At 46.5% G+C, this 16,592-nt stretch carries 15 protein-coding genes and 1 pseudogene; 5 read left to right on the top strand and 11 right to left on the bottom strand.

Features of this window, described 5'->3' with window-relative positions:
- Positions 1-80: 80 nt before the first annotated feature.
- Together istA and istB are read left to right on the top strand one after the other, a co-directional pair.
- Positions 81-1,661: an IS21 family transposase gene (istA, locus tag ING2E5A_RS03460; protein WP_161941936.1), complete on the top strand. Its 1,581-nt coding sequence runs from the start codon at positions 81-83 to the stop codon at positions 1,659-1,661.
- The gene (gene istB / locus ING2E5A_RS03455; protein WP_071138159.1) at positions 1,624-2,379 is read left to right on the top strand and encodes an IS21-like element helper ATPase IstB; all 756 of its coding nucleotides are present in this window, start codon (positions 1,624-1,626) and stop codon (positions 2,377-2,379) included. The genes istA and istB overlap by 38 nt, the downstream gene beginning before the upstream one ends.
- 77 nt (positions 2,380-2,456) lie before the next feature.
- On the opposite strand, the gene ING2E5A_RS03450 is transcribed toward istB, so the two are convergent.
- Genes ING2E5A_RS03450 through ING2E5A_RS03435 form a run of 4 tightly spaced genes read right to left on the bottom strand, consistent with a single transcriptional unit; the run spans position 2,457 to position 5,493 of the window.
- The gene (locus ING2E5A_RS03450) at positions 2,457-3,341 is read right to left on the bottom strand and encodes a S8 family peptidase (protein ID WP_071136202.1); all 885 of its coding nucleotides are present in this window, start codon (positions 3,339-3,341) and stop codon (positions 2,457-2,459) included.
- A 9-nt stretch (positions 3,342-3,350) separates the two neighbouring features.
- Positions 3,351-3,935: a hypothetical protein gene (locus ING2E5A_RS03445; RefSeq protein WP_071136201.1), complete on the bottom strand. Its 585-nt coding sequence runs from the start codon at positions 3,933-3,935 to the stop codon at positions 3,351-3,353.
- Positions 3,936-4,634, bottom strand: a complete 699-nt coding sequence (locus ING2E5A_RS03440; protein ID WP_071136200.1) for a hypothetical protein — start codon at positions 4,632-4,634, stop codon at positions 3,936-3,938.
- Positions 4,635-4,638: 4 nt separating this feature from the next.
- A complete protein-coding gene (locus ING2E5A_RS03435) occupies positions 4,639-5,493 on the bottom strand; it encodes a DUF2589 domain-containing protein (RefSeq protein ID WP_197678516.1) in 855 nt (284 codons plus the stop codon).
- Positions 5,494-5,636: 143 nt separating this feature from the next.
- Between ING2E5A_RS03435 and ING2E5A_RS03430 the strand changes: the two genes are divergently transcribed.
- Both ING2E5A_RS03430 and ING2E5A_RS03425 read left to right on the top strand, forming a co-directional pair.
- Positions 5,637-6,590 carry an IS1595 family transposase gene (locus ING2E5A_RS03430; protein WP_071136199.1) on the top strand — a complete coding sequence of 318 codons (954 nt, stop codon included), beginning with the start codon at positions 5,637-5,639 and terminating at the stop codon, positions 6,588-6,590.
- A 194-nt stretch (positions 6,591-6,784) separates the two neighbouring features.
- Positions 6,785-8,134 (top strand): IS5 family transposase, encoded by a 1,350-nt coding sequence (locus tag ING2E5A_RS03425; RefSeq protein ID WP_071136198.1) that lies wholly within the window; start codon positions 6,785-6,787, stop codon positions 8,132-8,134.
- A 167-nt stretch (positions 8,135-8,301) separates the two neighbouring features.
- Here ING2E5A_RS03425 and ING2E5A_RS03420 read toward each other — a convergent pair whose 3' ends face one another.
- From ING2E5A_RS03420 to rpsF, 5 genes are all read right to left on the bottom strand, one after another.
- Positions 8,302-11,178: an ATP-binding protein gene (locus ING2E5A_RS03420; protein ID WP_083373168.1), complete on the bottom strand. Its 2,877-nt coding sequence runs from the start codon at positions 11,176-11,178 to the stop codon at positions 8,302-8,304.
- Positions 11,179-11,331: 153 nt separating this feature from the next.
- Positions 11,332-12,726, bottom strand: a complete 1,395-nt coding sequence (ltrA, locus tag ING2E5A_RS03415; RefSeq protein WP_154669989.1) for a group II intron reverse transcriptase/maturase — start codon at positions 12,724-12,726, stop codon at positions 11,332-11,334.
- A 455-nt stretch (positions 12,727-13,181) separates the two neighbouring features.
- Complete coding sequence (gene rplI, locus ING2E5A_RS03410; RefSeq protein ID WP_071136197.1) at positions 13,182-13,625, bottom strand: 50S ribosomal protein L9; 444 nt, start codon at positions 13,623-13,625, stop codon at positions 13,182-13,184.
- 18 nt (positions 13,626-13,643) lie between these two features.
- Positions 13,644-13,910 (bottom strand): 30S ribosomal protein S18, encoded by a 267-nt coding sequence (gene rpsR / locus ING2E5A_RS03405; protein WP_071136196.1) that lies wholly within the window; start codon positions 13,908-13,910, stop codon positions 13,644-13,646.
- Positions 13,911-13,913: 3 nt separating this feature from the next.
- Complete coding sequence (rpsF, locus tag ING2E5A_RS03400) at positions 13,914-14,312, bottom strand: 30S ribosomal protein S6 (protein ID WP_071136195.1); 399 nt, start codon at positions 14,310-14,312, stop codon at positions 13,914-13,916.
- 156 nt (positions 14,313-14,468) lie between these two features.
- On the opposite strand from rpsF, the gene ING2E5A_RS03395 reads away from it, so the two are divergent.
- Positions 14,469-15,779 (top strand): peptidase U32 family protein, encoded by a 1,311-nt coding sequence (locus ING2E5A_RS03395; RefSeq protein WP_071136194.1) that lies wholly within the window; start codon positions 14,469-14,471, stop codon positions 15,777-15,779.
- A gap of 10 nt (positions 15,780-15,789) precedes the next feature.
- Here the strand turns inward: ING2E5A_RS03395 and ING2E5A_RS15670 are convergent.
- Together ING2E5A_RS15670 and ING2E5A_RS03390 are read right to left on the bottom strand one after the other, a co-directional pair.
- A pseudogene (locus ING2E5A_RS15670) lies at positions 15,790-16,005 on the bottom strand (hypothetical protein); the annotation flags it as partial.
- A 41-nt stretch (positions 16,006-16,046) separates the two neighbouring features.
- Positions 16,047-16,586, bottom strand: a complete 540-nt coding sequence (locus tag ING2E5A_RS03390; protein WP_071138173.1) for an RNA methyltransferase — start codon at positions 16,584-16,586, stop codon at positions 16,047-16,049.
- Positions 16,587-16,592: the final 6 nt, after the last annotated feature.

Genomic DNA, 16,592 nt, shown 5'->3' with positions numbered 1-16,592 from the left:
AAAGTACCCCACATTTCAATCGAAAAGTATACCACTTACAAACTTGAACGGAACAACTTCGTTCATAAAGAATGATAAGTATGTATACAAAACAGGAGATTATAATTAGCAGCTTCCGCGATGGAAAAAGTCAGCGTCAAATAGCCCGTGATTTGCAAATTAGTCGCAAAACAATCAGGAAGTACCTGCAGGAACACGAAAAGGCATTGCAATCGGCAGTCTGTAAAGAAACAGCGCAATCGTGTAATCTATCCAGTGAACCGGTCTATAAAATGGCTACACCTCGTCTGAGGCTCAAATTAACACGCGAGGTGGAAACTGTCATCGATGAATTACTTGAAGACAACGAGCGTAAGCGTGGGCAAGGCCTGCGCAAGCAGATGCTAAAGAAAAAGGACATCCTTGAGGAACTTCACCGGCGAGGGTTTGACATTGGCTATACCACGGTTTGTAATCATATTGCGCGCAGGGAGAACCGGGTAGTAACCAAAGAAGCATTTATTCGCCAGGTTTATCAGGCCGGGGAAACCTGTGAGTTTGACTGGGGTGAGATCAAACTCTGCATTGCAGGGAAACGCAGGTCATTGCAACTTGCTGTTTTTACCTCCGCCTTCAGCAATTACCGCTATGCTTTTATTTACGAGCGGCAGGATACCCTGGCTTTCATGGAATCTCACGTGCGTTTTTTTAAAACCATTGGTGGCGTCTACCGTGAGATGGTTTACGATAATATGCGTGTTGCGGTAGCCAGGTTTGTCGGGCCGCATGAAAAGGAGCCCACCCGGTCACTGCTCCAGCTTCGGGGGCACTATCAGTTCAGGCATCGCTTTTGCAACATATGCCGTGGAAACGAAAAAGGTCACGTGGAACGGAGCGTGGAGTATGTCCGCCGTAAAGCGTTCGCCCCCAAGGATGCCTTTGCGGACATCCTGGAGGCCCAACAGTGGCTTGATGCAACGCTTAAAAGGCTCAATGCGGGGAAGCAGCAGGGAACAGGCAAGAGCGCCGACGAACTGTTCTCTCAGGAGAAGAACCTTTTGGGCAAGCATCCGGCCATGGAGCTTGTCTGCAGTGAACAGGTGCAGTTGCGGGTGGATAAATATGCCACCATCAGCTATCGCACCAACCGCTACTCGGTTCCCGATCACCTGGTGGGAGAGTTTGTCGATGTGAGTGTCCGCAGCCGCGAGTTGCAGGTGTACGTGCAAAACAAACGGGTGGCCGTTCATGTACGTAGTTACGAAAAACACTCCTGGAATGTGGAGATAGAGCATTACCTGTCAACATTCAAGAAGAAACCGGGCGCCCTGGCTGGTAGCCTGGCACTTGCCGGCAGCCATTACCTTAAAGGGCTGTACATGGATTATTTCCAAAGCGAACCCCGTGAATTTATCGACCTGCTCACATACTGCCGCGGGCAAATGGTGAGCCGTGAGAGACTCGAGGAATCCCTTAAGCGATTACTGGACACCGGCTGCCAGGGAATCAGCGTGGAAAAGCTTCGGGCCCTGCTGGGAAATAAACCCCGTGTAAACCCAACCTGGGAGCCGGAAGATACGATAAGTATCAAGGCCAAAGAACAACTTGCCGGCATCGCCGGGCTAATGCAAAAAACAAACTATGATGGACACTATCAACAGGCAAATAACAGCATACAGTAAAGAGCTCCGACTGCCTGTTTTCAGGCGTGATTACAAGGAACTGGCAACAGAAGCGGCCCGACAGGGGCTTGATTATGAAGCGTACCTGGTAATGCTCATGGAACGTGAATATGAACTCAGGCTTGAGAACCGGAAGAAAGCGCAAATAAGGAATGCCCGGTTCCCGTCTAAAATGTATCTTTCCGACCTTGAGCGTGACCAGTTACCTCCGGGTGCCAGGGAGAAACTCCCTTTACTGGAAAGACTGGACTTCATCCCGGCGGCCCGGAACGTGATCCTCTCCGGCAACCCGGGTACGGGCAAAACACACATCGCCATAGGGTTGGGGCTTAAGGCTTGCATGCAGGGGTATAAAGTGTTGTTCACCACAGTACACCGCTTGTTGACACAGTTACGTGAATCCCACTCCGGGCGCACACTGAAACAGGTAGAAGCCCAGTTTGAAAAATATGACCTGGTCATATGCGATGAGTTTGGATATGTATCCTTTGACAAGCAAGGCTCTGAACTGTTGTTTAACCATCTCTCCTTAAGAACGGGCAGGAAATCGACCATCATTACCACGAACCTCGGCTTTGACCGGTGGGAAGAGATCTTTGGTGACCCCGTCCTGACAGCGGCACTGGTAGACAGGGTAACCCATAAGGCATATCTTGTAAATATGTCCGGAGACTCATACCGGCTGAAAGAAACAGAAAAAATGATGAATGGAAAATGAAAATAACAGTCAGAATAAGAACGCCCGTTTCCCTGTTGGGGGCGGTACCGCCCCCAACAGGGAAACGGACTTGGAGATTAAATTAAAATGGTATACTTTTGGATTGAAATACTGGTATACTTTTGGGGTGAAATAAACACCCTGCTGCCTACTGTTTCAAAAAGAGGGGAGGGTTTCTCATTCAGTTTTACTGGTGAAGCAAGTGAGAGGGAGATGACCCGGTACTTCTTGGTAATTGCCCAGTCTATGGCATCGATGATACTGCTGGTTGTCCCCTTTCCATTGTTGCCGAGCACCTTGCCTATCTTCAGGTTACTATCTTTGGCAATCCCGTAGCGCTTACCGGTATCACCCCGTACATATCCGCAGGCGATACCGGCACAATGCGTTCCGTGTCCGTTGAGATCCTTGTCCCACTCTTCACCCTCAACAAATGACTTTCCCTCAATAAACCTCTCCGCAAAATCGGGATGCGAAACATCGAAACCGGTATCAAGAATGCAGATATCCACCCCTTTACCCGTAAACCGGGCCTCGTCGACACCAATAGCCTTTAATCCCCACTCCAGATCAGTTACAGCAGGTTTGGGCATTGACCTGCTCCGGATAAAGTTCTCCAGTTCTGTAATCTTGCTGTTTAATTGATCAACTGTCGCCTTCAAATCATCAATCAGGGTAAACTCATCTGCTGGAAAAAACTCCCTCTCCTTCTCAAAATAGACAACCGGACTCCTACTGTCGCTTATCGAGGCGGTCAATAGCTGCTCATCCACATCGTCCACCACCATGACGCCCAGATTCTTGTATAGGACGGCATGGTTATTGTCGATAATGTGAAATGAGCGGTTCTCCTTCGACAGGAACTCGGATGAGGTTACGCTTACGGAGAACCCTTTCTCCACGCTCTTGATCGATTTCTCATTCTGGCTATCCAGCAAAACAATGTATCTCTCTTTTGCCATAATCTTCAGTTATTGTATGGTGATGTTGGAAACAATTTTTTCGATAAGCAGAAAGATGTCTTCCGGAATCAAATTTGCGAGCAACTTCTTATTTATTATGGATATAGTCCCATTCTGTGTCAGAAGAAAGTTCCAGAATGCTTCAATTTCTGCTATCGAATTCAGCTCTTTCAGCTTCTCATTCGATAATACCCCTTGCTGGCAAAGGCTCAGGATCAGGTTTGAGAGAATCTCCTCACCCTCTTCCAGCTTTGAGATCTCTTTCTTGTAGATATCCTGCAACAACAGGTCAAGACTCTCAATCCCCTTGTAGGAAAATCCCCACAACAATTCACCCCTCCATGAGGTAATCTTCTCCATTCTGGAAGGATCGAAACCTCTTTTTACCGTTTGAAGCATGCTTCTTATCCTGAGAACCTCCGACGCTTTGGCATTGTCACCTCTCATTTCAAAGTAATCGGAGAGTTTGGCCAGAAAAGCGTTAAAGCGATGCTCAAAATCGAACGATTTTTCCACAAACAACTTCTGCACATGATTGAATTCGGCGAGAAGTTCGTCAATTACCCTGATCTTGTTGTGGATAAACTCTTTCATCTATTCAAAAATGATTTCTTCGACCGGTTGCCCGTTCTTATCGGTAATCGACTTGATCCGCAAACCCTCCTCCTCCATCTCGATATGGAGGTTGATGAATAGCTTGTCCTTATCCTCCGCACCGGTCGTATTCGGATCGATATAGATATCATTCAACTTGGTAGAGACGAGCGAATAGCTATTGGCAATAGTCTCCGTCAGAATCCTCTTCATTTCTGCACGCTCTGCCTCTACCTTACTGTCCTGGGGGGTGAAAACCCTTTTATTCAGCAGCGTGATTTGCGGAGAGATGTCTATCTTCTTTATCTCATCGTTGATGTTCTTAACCAGTTTCTGGTCTTTTTTCTCGAGAGTCTTGAAGAGTTCTGTAAATTCAGTCGACTGGATCTCCTCTTTTGTAACCGGGGAGATGTTCAGTTGCTTCTCTCTGTTTACAGTTACAATCCGTTCATTCAATTCGTTCAGGAACTTCTCGTTATCAAGTTTGAAGTCGTATTTCGACTGGGCACTGATATTACTCACCTTCAACGGTATATCCATCTTTATCGATGGAAAGGTGAAACGAGGTGCCTTGAAAAACTTCAAGTACTCGTGATTGGCATACTCTTTGGCCACTTGAACCGACTTCTCATCCGCCTTCTTACGAGCCTGGATTATCTCGCTGTAGAGATAATCCAGGTAATCCGAGAGTTTGATCATGGTTTTAATTTGTTGAACCCAGTAATCCCAACACTTTTTCGAGTCCGGCAGGCATTTCGTCGTTTGTTGCCCTTACCTTGACTCCCAGCGAGTACTCTTTCTCCACTTTGATACCGGTACTTGATGATCTTTTGTACGAGACGTCCACCTTGAACTTTACAGGTCCCCAACCGCCCGATGCACCTGCATTGATGCCAAACTCATCGCTTACATTCTTGGTATAGGTGGAGTTGAGCTTCACATTAAAGTCAACTTCGCACGATTCGATCCGGAAACTGGGGACATTGAGGAGAGCAATGAATGGTACGATTATCTCCGCATCCTGCTGAATAGTTGGAGTAGCACTACCGGGATTTTCAGGATCGTATGCAGGGTTGGGGACACTCCTCTTGTACTTGAACTCAGCCATCCTGAGTTTTTTTGTACCAGAAGAGTCTGTTTCAAATCCCACCTCATTGATAAAGCTTACCGTACTTATCGATGCATTCGATTGCGCCCTCACGCAGGCATCCAACGGCCCCCCGATAATCGTGGCAAAGTCGATACTTCCCAGTTCAGCCGCAAAATCGGCACTGGACGCATCTGAGGTCCTGAAGATATTATCGTCCTCGGCCATCCTGCCAAAAAGCAACTTGGCAACATCCGATGTAGCCTTGGCCGCCAAGTTTTCCCATTTCGGGTCGTAACTGGCTTTGAAGCTATCGATAATATCGATGATTTCCTTTCTCGTAAGGCCTTGCAGCTCCGAAGGTGCAATTCCACTGATCTGTTCATAAACCGAAGGAGTTAAAGTATTCTCCAGCCCAGAAAGCAGATCGATCAGTTCACTTTTTGTTTTTTTACTGTAGTCTTGTCCCAAGACATCTTTTAAAGTTTTATGATTATCCGCAGTTATTCCTAAAGAATTTAGCGGGAAAAAGTTATAAATAAGTTTCAAAAATACTTGCACAATTCACTGATATTCATTATATTTACATCGCTAGCGATATAAAGATTCAAACTATGAATATCCTGGATTTTGCTATAAATTACCCCGATGAGGAATCCTGTCGGAAAAAATTCAAAGAACAAAGAGACCAAATGGGAGTAACCTGTCGTCATTGTAATTGTAAAGAACATTATTGGCTGGAAAACAAGCAGGCCTATGAATGCAAGCGTTGTCGCGCACGCCAAACCTTGCGTTCAGGCACCGTCATGCAGCACTCCAACCTGCCCTACCGTTACTGGTTCGTGGCCATGCACCTGCTCACGGCGACCAAGGGCTCCTTTTCCGCTGCGGAGCTGCAGCGCCAGCTGGGGCACAAGCGTTACCAGCCCATATGGGAAATGGTCAATAAACTGCGTGACGTGATGGGCAAACGCGATGATGAGTACACCCTTGAGGGAGCCATCGAGTTGGATGACGCCTTCTTTTCCACCGAAATATCCCTTGAAGAGAGGGACAAACCGTTGAAGCGCGGCCGCGGGAGCCAAAAAAAGACCAAAGTGCTGGTAATGGCTGAAAGCAAAACCATTGAAAACCCCAAGCCGGGTAAGAAACCCAAGAAGGTTAGATACCTGAAAATGAAAGTGATCAGTGACTTGAAGTCCGGTACAATTACAAGGAATGTCAAAGAGCACGTTGAAAGCACGGCGGATCTGACCACCGATGACTCAACATCTTACACTAAATTGAAAGAGCATGTTCATTCACATACGGCATCTGTTATTCCACACCAGGATCTTTCCAAGGTGCTGCCCTGGGTGCATACCGCGATCAGCAATGCCAAACGACAGCTCCTGGGCGTGTATTACAAGATAAAACCAGAATACTTGCAATATTACCTCAACCAGTTCTGTTATAAATTCAACAGGCGTTACTTCGGGGAAAACCAGTTTGAAAGACTGTTGATAGCCGCTGTAACGTATGCTCCTGATTTCAAGTCAAGAATTTACAATAGGAACTATTGCGGATAATCATATAAAGTTTTCATCTCAATCATTTTTTAATAGATTAATAAAATTAAGCCCGAGACCCATGGCTTACAATATGTAAATAGTCAGCCCTTAAAAAGTATTCAATCGTCTATGATACAGTAAAATAATAGATATTTTCCTTGGTTATATCTGCAAGTTTTCGTAAATTTGAGATATAAATCTTGCAGAAAATCATGCTGGCAAAACAACAAGACCGTTCACAACACTCATTGTTCTTTTCACTGGAAAGCACATTGAATCATAAGCACCCGCTATTCATTCTGGCCAATAAAATTGATTGGGAGATGTTTGAAAGAGAGTTCTCACCCCTGTATTGTCCCGATCACGGACGTCCGGCGAAGCCCATTCGCCTGATGGTGGGATTATTGATCCTGAAACACATCCGAGATCTCTCGGATGAAAGCGTGGTGGAACAATGGAGTGAAAACAATTACTACCAGTATTTTTGTGGTGAACAGGAATTCCAACCTCGTGTTCCTTGTGAAGCGTCAGAGTTGGTTCATTTCCGTCACCGCATCGGCAAAGAGGGTATTGAGCTGATCTTAAGGGAGAGCATCCGTATCAATGGTAAAGACTCGAACGACAAGGACGTTTACATCGACACCACTGTCCAGGAGAAAAATATCACCTTCCCCACGGATGACAAACTGGCAAAGAAGATTATCAAGAGGTGCTGGAAGATAGCAGACAGGAACAGTTTGGATTTGCGCCAGAGTTACAGGCGAATCCTGAAAGATCTTTCCTACGATCAGCGCTTCCGAAATCACCCACGAAACAAGGGTAAAGCCAGGAAAGCGGATAAGAAAGTGAGAACCATAGCCGGACGGCTGGTACGCGATGTGGAAAGGAAGCTGGGTACCATGGTTGATGGTTACCGGAATGAACTGGACCTGTACAAGCGGGTACTGGCCCAGAAGAAGAAAGACAAGAACAAGGTTTATTCACTGCACGAGGTGGATGTGCAATGCATCAGCAAGGGGAAAGAGCATAAACTGTACGAGTTTGGAAACAAGGTATCCATCACACGAACCGGTAGCGGTGTAATTGTTGGAGCACTGAGTTTTAGAAATGAATTTGACGGGCACACGCTAGACAAGGCTATCGAGCAAGTGGAGAAGTTGACGGAAAGAAAACCCCGAAACGGTATCTGCGACAGGGGGTACCGGGGAAGAAGTAAAGTCAGGGATACACTCATCCACATCCCCAAATCCTTTTCAAAGGCTCTAAGCACCTATAGGAAGAATAAAGAGAGAAAGTACTTCCGCAAGCGGGCAGGTATTGAGCCGGTAATCGGACACCTGAAAGAAGATCACCGTCTCTCCCGCAATTACTACAAGGGAATCACCGGGGATGAGATCAATGTTATGCTCGCAGCTGCCGGATTCAACTTCAAAAGGATGATGAACAAGTGGAAGTCATCTTTTTGGCTCTTCCTTGAAAAGATAATTGTGTTCCTGAACAGGCAACTTCACCCCATCAGGGGAGGTGAAATTTTACAAACCAGAGAAAAATGGGCTTTTTAAGGCTCGACTAAATATATCGGAGCATGCGATGATATTTTATAACAAATAGAACAATTATTTGTATAATTTGAACATTAACTTTTTCAAATTTGTACTACACGAGCATTATACAAAATGTAAGATATTGTATAAAAGGAGTTTAACCGATAAAAAATAGTCAAATGTTATCAGGCCTGGTTTCGGTAGGCTGTTGGGGTAACACCGGTAACTTTTTTAAATGTACGGGAGAAGTAGGCCATATCAAAAAAACCGCAAGCCTCGGCAACCTCCCCAACATTTTTATTGGGTTGTAGAAGTAATCGCTTGGAATAGTCGATCCTCACCTGAAGGATATATGATGAGGAGGAGAATCCAGTAATCGCGTTAATTTTCCGGTTCAGCTGGGATGTACTTACGTTCAGTGCGTCAGCAATCAGTTGTGGATTCAAGTCGGGATTGGATATCTTTTCAAGAATCAGATCAGTTACATTCTGGAGAAAAACCATATTGGCATCCTGAGGCTCCTTTGAATCTTCATCCAGTACCGCGTTCATATATTTTACCTTCATCACCTTGATAAAATCAAGAAGGTTGGAGATCCTGATCAGCAACTCCTCGGGCTGGAAAGGTTTACGGATATATACATCTGCCCCGCATTTTAAACCGGCAAGCATATCGTCGGAATCGGTCTTTGCAGTGATCATGATGATTGGAATATGGTTCAGAATCGTCGACGACTTCACCTCCCGGCACAAGGTTAAACCATCTTTCCTGGGCATCATCGCATCCGTTATGATGATGTCGGGTACCAGGGCGAACGCTTTCTTCAGGCCATCCACGCCATCAACAGCCGTGACAACATTGTAGCCATCCCTTAAGAGCGTGTAGACAAAAGCGAGGACATCAGGATTGTCTTCCACCAAAAGGATTGTGGGCTTTCCTTCAATACCGGGAGACTCCTCTTCAGCCAAGATGTCGGGAGGTGGCCCGAGCTCCTGTTTGCGGTAGACTGAAAAATTGGTATTGTATGGTGAGTCGCTGCCCGGCTCCCATTTCTCAATATTCTCACTCCCAAATGAACGCAACGGAAGGGTAACGGTGAATTCAGACCCTTTGTAAAGCTGGCTCTTCACCTCGATGGTTCCGTTCATCTGTTCCACCAGCTGCTTGGTGAAGGCCAGTCCTATTCCACTTCCATGCTGGTTACCCGACGAATCGGATACACGGTAAAAGAGATCGAATATTTTTCCGAGATCCTCCTCGCTGATTCCCACCCCGTTATCTGCCACCTTAATTTTCACGTTCTCCTCGTCTGAGGTGACCAGAATACTTACCAGACCGCTATCGGAAGTGTACTTGATGGCATTCGAAAGCAAATTCTGTAATATATCGGTAATGTAATTGGGAACAAAATCCATTTCAATAATCGAACTTTGAGGATGGAAAGAGATGATGATATTCTTGTCGTTTGCAAACAACCGATACCGATCGATCAGCATTCCAATGAAAGTAACGATATTTCCCCTTTTCCAGACCGGCTTGTCCAATCCTGAACTTATCTTGGAGATGTCGAGCAACTGGTTTACCAGGCGCAGCATCTGTTCACCCTGCTTTTCAATGGCTGCCAGGTAGTACTTCTCCTCTTCATACGGTACTCTTTTGTTCTGCAACTGCCTGCTGTGACCAAGGATGATGGTCAGGGGAGTCCGGAACTCATGGGTGATATTGGTAAAAAAATGCGATTTTACCTTGTCGATCTCACGCAACATCCTGTTTTTCTTCGTACGTTGCAAAAAAGCATACCATAACGCAATGGAGAGTGATATCAGAAACAACAACGCAATGGCAGAACCTGCAAGAATAATCCGGGTTTCACGGGCCTGTACTTTTTTCTCCCGGTTCAACTGATCGATAAACTTCAGGTTCTTTTCCTGCTCATAATTGATCCGGGTATCTATCACCTGGTTATTCTTCTGAACACTGATGATACTGTCCTTATACGCCACACTTAACTTGTTGCTCTCGAGCGCATCTTTATAGTTGCCATTCCGGCTATAGTACATCTCATACAAGGCATATACCTCCGACAGATGTTCGGGCGATTCGATCTCCAGTGCTGTTGCCTTTGCCTTCTCTAGATAACCAAGAGCCTCGTTGAAATTCCCCAATTTGAGGTTTATCCGGGAAACAGCCAAGCAGGCGACAAGCCAATGCCACTTGTCGTCGATCCTGCCCATCACCTCATAAGCTTTCCGGAACTCGTTCTCCGCCTTGGAGTACTCATACTGCTCTTCAAAAATTTCCCCGAAGTGCGTATAACAAAGTCCTATCCCCAACTCTGATCCCACAAGCTGGTTCTTTATCATTGAAAGATTGTAGTAGTACATTGCCGAATCGTACTCTCTCCGCATTTGGAAAATTGCTCCCAGATTGGCATAGTTTATGGCCTCTCCCAACAGGCTCTCGAGGATGGCCTCACCCTTGAGCGCCTCCTTGAAACTGCGCTCGGCCTCCTTGTAATCATTGATTGAAAGGGCAACATTCCCGATTCCATTCAGGGCCATTACCCTGTTTCTCAGATTTGCCTTCTCGTCGACATCATGATAGTTTTCAGTAATCTGAAGAGCCCGATAATGGTAATCCGAAGCTTCAGGAAGAGCACCGATCCTTCTCATGTCGGTTCCAATATTGTTATATGCCTGAGCAATATAGATCGTGTCTTTCAGAATGAGGGCGGCGTTTAATGATTGTTGGTGAAAGTTGATTGCCCTGGAGAAATCGGAGAGTCCCCGGTATCTGTCGCCCAGTTCGGAACTGGTAACGTAAATGCCGACTTGATTTCTCGATACGCTATAGCTGTTGAACAGACTGAGTATGGAATCGGTAGAGATGTTGCCGTAATGGATCCGCTTCTCCAGGCTATCTCTGAACTGGACGCTCTCGGTAGTGGAACTACCCGATCTTGTACATGAAGCATGCACCTGCATCAATACAAGGAATATCACTACAGTCCGCGAGGCAAACCGTTTGTGCAAAACATGAAGATATTCTACAAAAAAATTCATTGTTTTATATCTATCTGCTTGTTGACAAAAGTTTTGGCGTCGCCACAAATGTAATAATCGAGTAGGATGCAAAGATAGGTAATTACTCCTAACTCTGCTATCCTCTCACACCACCCAACGTACGTCTCTCGTATTAGGCGGTTTCTTCAATGTTTAACCGTAATTGGCCGTTAAACTGTAAAGTCCCGTTTTCTTGAACCATTCAAGGTTCATTCCCTCGTGTGCAGCGTGGGTCATTGACAGTCTAAACCATCCCTTAGAACTTCCCGCCGTTGTCCAGCTCCGGTTCCAAGGAACGCCCAACTTGGTCAAGAACCTGGCTATGCCCAACGCCCGTTTGCATTGTTTTAAACGATAGCATCTTAATCTACGACGAAGCCAAGCTTCAAGGTTGCGAAGACGACTTTTCATCTTTGCGTGCTTGAAGTAGTTTAGCCAGCCTCGTAGAACGGGATTTAGCTCGCTTATTAACTGATCGAAGCTAATGCCCCTGTTGCGTTTGGTAAGCGATTTTAGTTTCGCCTTGAAGCGTTGTTCGCTCTTTCGGCTTAATCCTAAACTCCCGCCTTTTAAGATAGTATGACCGAGATAATTGAGTTGATGAGGACGGACGATATGGCTCTTTTCCTTGTTTATTCTTAATCGCATCCGATTTTCGATAAACTTGGAGAGGCTTTGCATCGATCGCTCCGCGGCTGGTTCGCTTCCGACCATTATGATAATATCATCGGCGTAGCGTACAAAGCAGTGTCCTCTCCGCTCTAACTCCTTGTCCAGTTCGTCTAAGACGATATTCGACAACAGGGGTGATAGTGGGCTGCCTTGCGGTGTCCCTTTCACCCGTTGATTGGCCATCCCCCCGATTAGCATTCCTGCTCGAAGAAATTTACCTATCAACTTAAGTACGCGCTTGTCACCAACGCGAGTACTTAACTGCCAAAGCAATCGGTCGTGATTCACCTCGTCAAAGAATTTTGCCAAGTCTATGTCGATAACCCAATCCTTTCCTTCGGCCACGTATTCGCCCGCTTTACGTAATGCTTGATGAGCGTTACGCCGTGGACGAAAACCGTAGCTGTATTCGGAGAATATAGGGTCATAACGTTTCGACAGTACTTGGCTTATCGCTTGTTGTACCAAGCGATCTTTGACCGTGGGAATACCCAGTTGGCGTTTCCCGCCATCAGGCTTCGGGATTAATACCTCTTTAACTGCCGTAACTTGGTATGTGCCTGTCATTAACTGGCGTTGAAGTTCTCGGTGGTGGCTGTTAAGCCAATCTCTAAGTTCGTCAACGGTCATCCCGTCAATGCCCGCACTTCCCCTGTTACTGATTACTTGCCGCAATGCGGCATCAAGATTCTTTAAGTCCGTTATATCACTCATTAAATCTTGGGTTAAGGCTCGTTCCTCTTTGCAACCTGACAACCACTCGTCCCGTACCAAACCGCTTCCTGAACTGAATACGTCAGTCCCCTTCACCTTTTGGCCACGCTCCCATTCGTCAAAAAGACTCATCTGTAAGTTCCCGTGTTTACCTGGGTTCATAATGGTCGTTACAATTTACAAAATAACTGCTCCTTAATTGAAAATTCAGCCCTTCCCTGTATTGACGTTACTCAATATTTATAGCGGTACTATGGCCTCTGCTGACTTCTCTGCCCCTTTCGGGTTAGAGACCTCCTACGTTAAGTGCATTATCTTCCTGTTAATACTACTGCATTTACTACCCCGGGTTACGGACGGCTTTAGGGCGTCTGTGTTTATTGCCACATTACCCCCCGGGTAAGCCTTAGTATGCAGTTTCTGTTCGTTAGTACCAACTTTTGTTTTAGGCTTCTTTCAGGTTATACCTCGCGGTAACACCCTTGCCATCAACTAACGGTTCTCGCCAAAATAAGCCCGCTCGGGACTTTAACCCTATAGATAATGAACATGCATAGCAAACAAAAAAGCTGATAATTTTAAAATTATCAGCTTTATATAAAAATTTTGGAATATTATTACTCAGCTACCACCTCAAACGGTATATCCACGGATACCTCCTTGTGCAGTTTGGCGACGGCTACGTAGTTTCCAACCTCCTTTACCGCTTCTTTAATCACGATATTTTTCCTGTCCACTTCAAAACCCTTTTCTTTCAGTGCGTCGGCAATCTGAATACTGGTAACCGAACCGAAAATTGTTCCGGTAGAACTGGTCTTTGCACCGATGGTAAGTGACACACTCTGCAGCTTTTCTGCAAGTTCCTGGGCGGCTGCCTTGATCTGCTCCAGCTTGTGGGCCCGTTGCTTCAGGTTTTCAGCCAGCACTTTCTTCGAAGACTCGGTCGCAATGATGGCTTTTCCCTGAGGAATAAGATAGTTACGGGCATACCCTTTCTTAACGTTTACAATATCGTCTTTGTAGCCTAAATTCACTACATCTTCCTTCAAAATTACTTCCATAACTTTTCCTCCTTCTTTTTATTTCATTAAATCGGTTACGTACGGAAGCAGGGCGATATGACGTGCCCTCTTGACTGCTTGCGCGATACGACGTTGAAACTTAAGCGATGTGCCTGTAATTCTGCGTGGAAGAATCTTTCCCTGCTCGTTCAGGAACTTTTTCAAAAATTCGGGATCCTTGTAATCGATGTACTTGATTCCGTTCTTTTTGAAACGACAATACTTTTTCTTTTTAACATCAACCGATACGGGAGTCAAATATCTGATTTCTGATTGTTTAGCCATCTTTTAATCCTCCTTTTCCTCTAATTCAACTTTCTTACCAGCCTTGGGAGCCTCTTTGGTCTCCTGCTTTTTGCCTCCCTTGTTGTTACGCCGTTTTTCAGCGTATTCGGCTGCAAAATGATCCTGCTTGATCGTCAAGAAACGAATCACACGCTCATCACGACGGAAGTTCACCTCCAACTTGTCGATTACTGACGGCTGGGCCTTGAATTCCAAAAACGTATAAAAGCCGGTTGTTTTTTTGTCGATGGGGTAAGCCAGCTTACGTAAACCCCAATTTTCTTCGTTTACAATTTCAGCCCCTTGGTCCGTGAGAAGGTTCTTGAATTTTTCAACCGCTTCCTTCATCTGTGCATCAGACAAAACGGGAGTCAAAATGAAAACGGTTTCGTAATTGTTCATACTAAAATGAATTAATAATTAATGATTTAAACCGAAAGATATTTTTCGGACGGCAAAGATACGACAAAATATGCTATGAACAAAGCGTTTGGGCCAATAAATATGTATGCCCTTTGGGTAAAATGTCGTATTTTTGCACTTTGAAAAATCACAGAAATGAGAAATATCCACGACTACGAGATAATGGCACCCGCAGGCTCCTACGAATCTTTGATGGCAGCCATTCAAGGCGGTGCCGATTCCATCTACTTCGGTATCGAAGGATTGAACATGCGCGCCAAGTCTTCCAACAACTTCACCGTGGAAGACCTGCACAAGATTGCCGGAATATGCAGGGATAACGGGATAAAAAGCTACCTTACCGTCAACACCATCATCTATGACAACGATATGGAGCTGATGCGGCGAGTGGTGGATGCTGCCCGGGAGGCCAACCTGTCGGCAATCATCGCCGCCGATGTGGCTGTGATGATGTATGCCCGAAGCGTCGGAGTGGAGGTACATCTATCCACTCAACTCAACATCACCAACACTGAAGCATTGCGTTTTTATGCCCAGTTTGCCGATGTGGTGGTGCTGGCGCGCGAACTCAATCTGGAACAGGTAGCATCAATCCACAAAGATATCGTTGAACAGCAGATCAAAGGACCCTCCGGCGAGCTGATCCGCATAGAGATGTTTGCACACGGGGCACTCTGCATGGCTGTATCGGGCAAATGCTATTTAAGCCTGCACGAAAAGAATCTGTCGGCAAACCGGGGGGCATGCAACCAGATCTGCCGCCGTGGATATGTCGTCAGGGACAAGGAGAGTGAGATCGAGCTGGAAATCGACAACGAATATATCATGTCGCCCAAAGATCTCAAAACCATCCACTTCATGAACAAGATGATGGATGCTGGCGTTACGGTTTTCAAGATCGAGGGGCGGGCCCGCGGACCGGAGTATGTGAGGACGGTAACCGCCTGCTACAAGGAGGCGGTAGAAGCTTACTGCAACAACAGCTTCTCGCAGGATAAGATAGAGCTGTGGAATGAAAAACTGGCAACCGTTTTCAATCGGGGTTTCTGGGACGGGTACTACCTAGGCCAGCGGCTGGGAGAGTGGACACACCGCTACGGTTCCGGAGCTACCAAACGGAAAGTGTATGTCGGCAAGGCGATCAAGCATTTTGGAAATATCGGCGTTGCCGAATTCCTGGTGGAGGCACAATCGGTGAAAGAGGGAGAGGAGTTGTTGATTACCGGTCCTACCACCGGTGCGGTCTTCCTGGCGGCAGAGGAGATACGCGTAAATCTGAAACGGGTTCCGGAAGCCGTAAAGGGCGACCATTTCTCGATCAAGACTCCGGGCAAGATCCGGCCGAACGACCAGCTTTACAAGATGGTGTCGACCGTACGCAGTGCAACGGAACAATATGCCGGTTCACCGCCAGTTGCCGATAGAGACAAGTACCCAACCGGGTGACTTTCAATATCCAGAGGAACGGAGCAAGCAGCCAGAAGAGCGGAAGCCGAAGCAGCGTCCGGTAGAGGGAATCGTATCCATACTTCCAAACCCCTTTGTGAACCGAGGCCAGTTGTTCCTCGGCCAGTGCCAGGTTCAACCCTGCCGCCGTACCGGTATGCTCCTCGTTCCGCAACTCTTTGCATGAAACCAGGTGAAACCAGTCCAGCCTGCACACCCAGCGCATAAACCGGATGCAATTTCCGCACCAGTTGTCGTAGTAAAGCGTCATGGCGACAACTGCTTGAAAAAGTCCCAAATCACAATTCCAGCCGTAACGGAAACGTTGAGCGAATGCTTGGTTCCATACTGGGGAATCTCCACGCAGCCATCCGAGGCATCAACAACCTCCTGCTCTACTCCATGCACTTCGTGCCCCAAGATGACGGCATACCTCCCATGGCGGTCCAGCCTCAACTTTTCCAGCGAATGGCTGTTCTCCGTCTGTTCAATCGAGAACACTGTATAGCCACGCGATTTCAAATCGTTGACAGCCGAGAGCGTAGATGCGAAATAACGCCACGACATTGAATCCTCAGCCCCCAAGGCCGTTTTATGAATCTCGGCATCAGGCGGAGTAGAGGAGATGCCGCAAAGGATTATCTCTTCCACGCGAAATGCATCGCCCGTACGGAAAACCGAACCGATGTTGTGTCGGCTGCGGACATTATCCAGCACCACCACCAGAGGAATCTTTGGCACCTGCCGAAACTCCTCGATGCTTATCCTGTTCAGCTCCTCAACATTTAATTTTCTTCTCTCTCTCATCTCCAT

Source organism: Petrimonas mucosa (genome assembly GCF_900095795.1).
GTDB lineage: Bacteria > Bacteroidota > Bacteroidia > Bacteroidales > Dysgonomonadaceae > Petrimonas > Petrimonas mucosa.
Note: the sequence above shows the minus strand (reverse complement) of the source record. Positions and strands in the feature narration are given on the sequence as shown.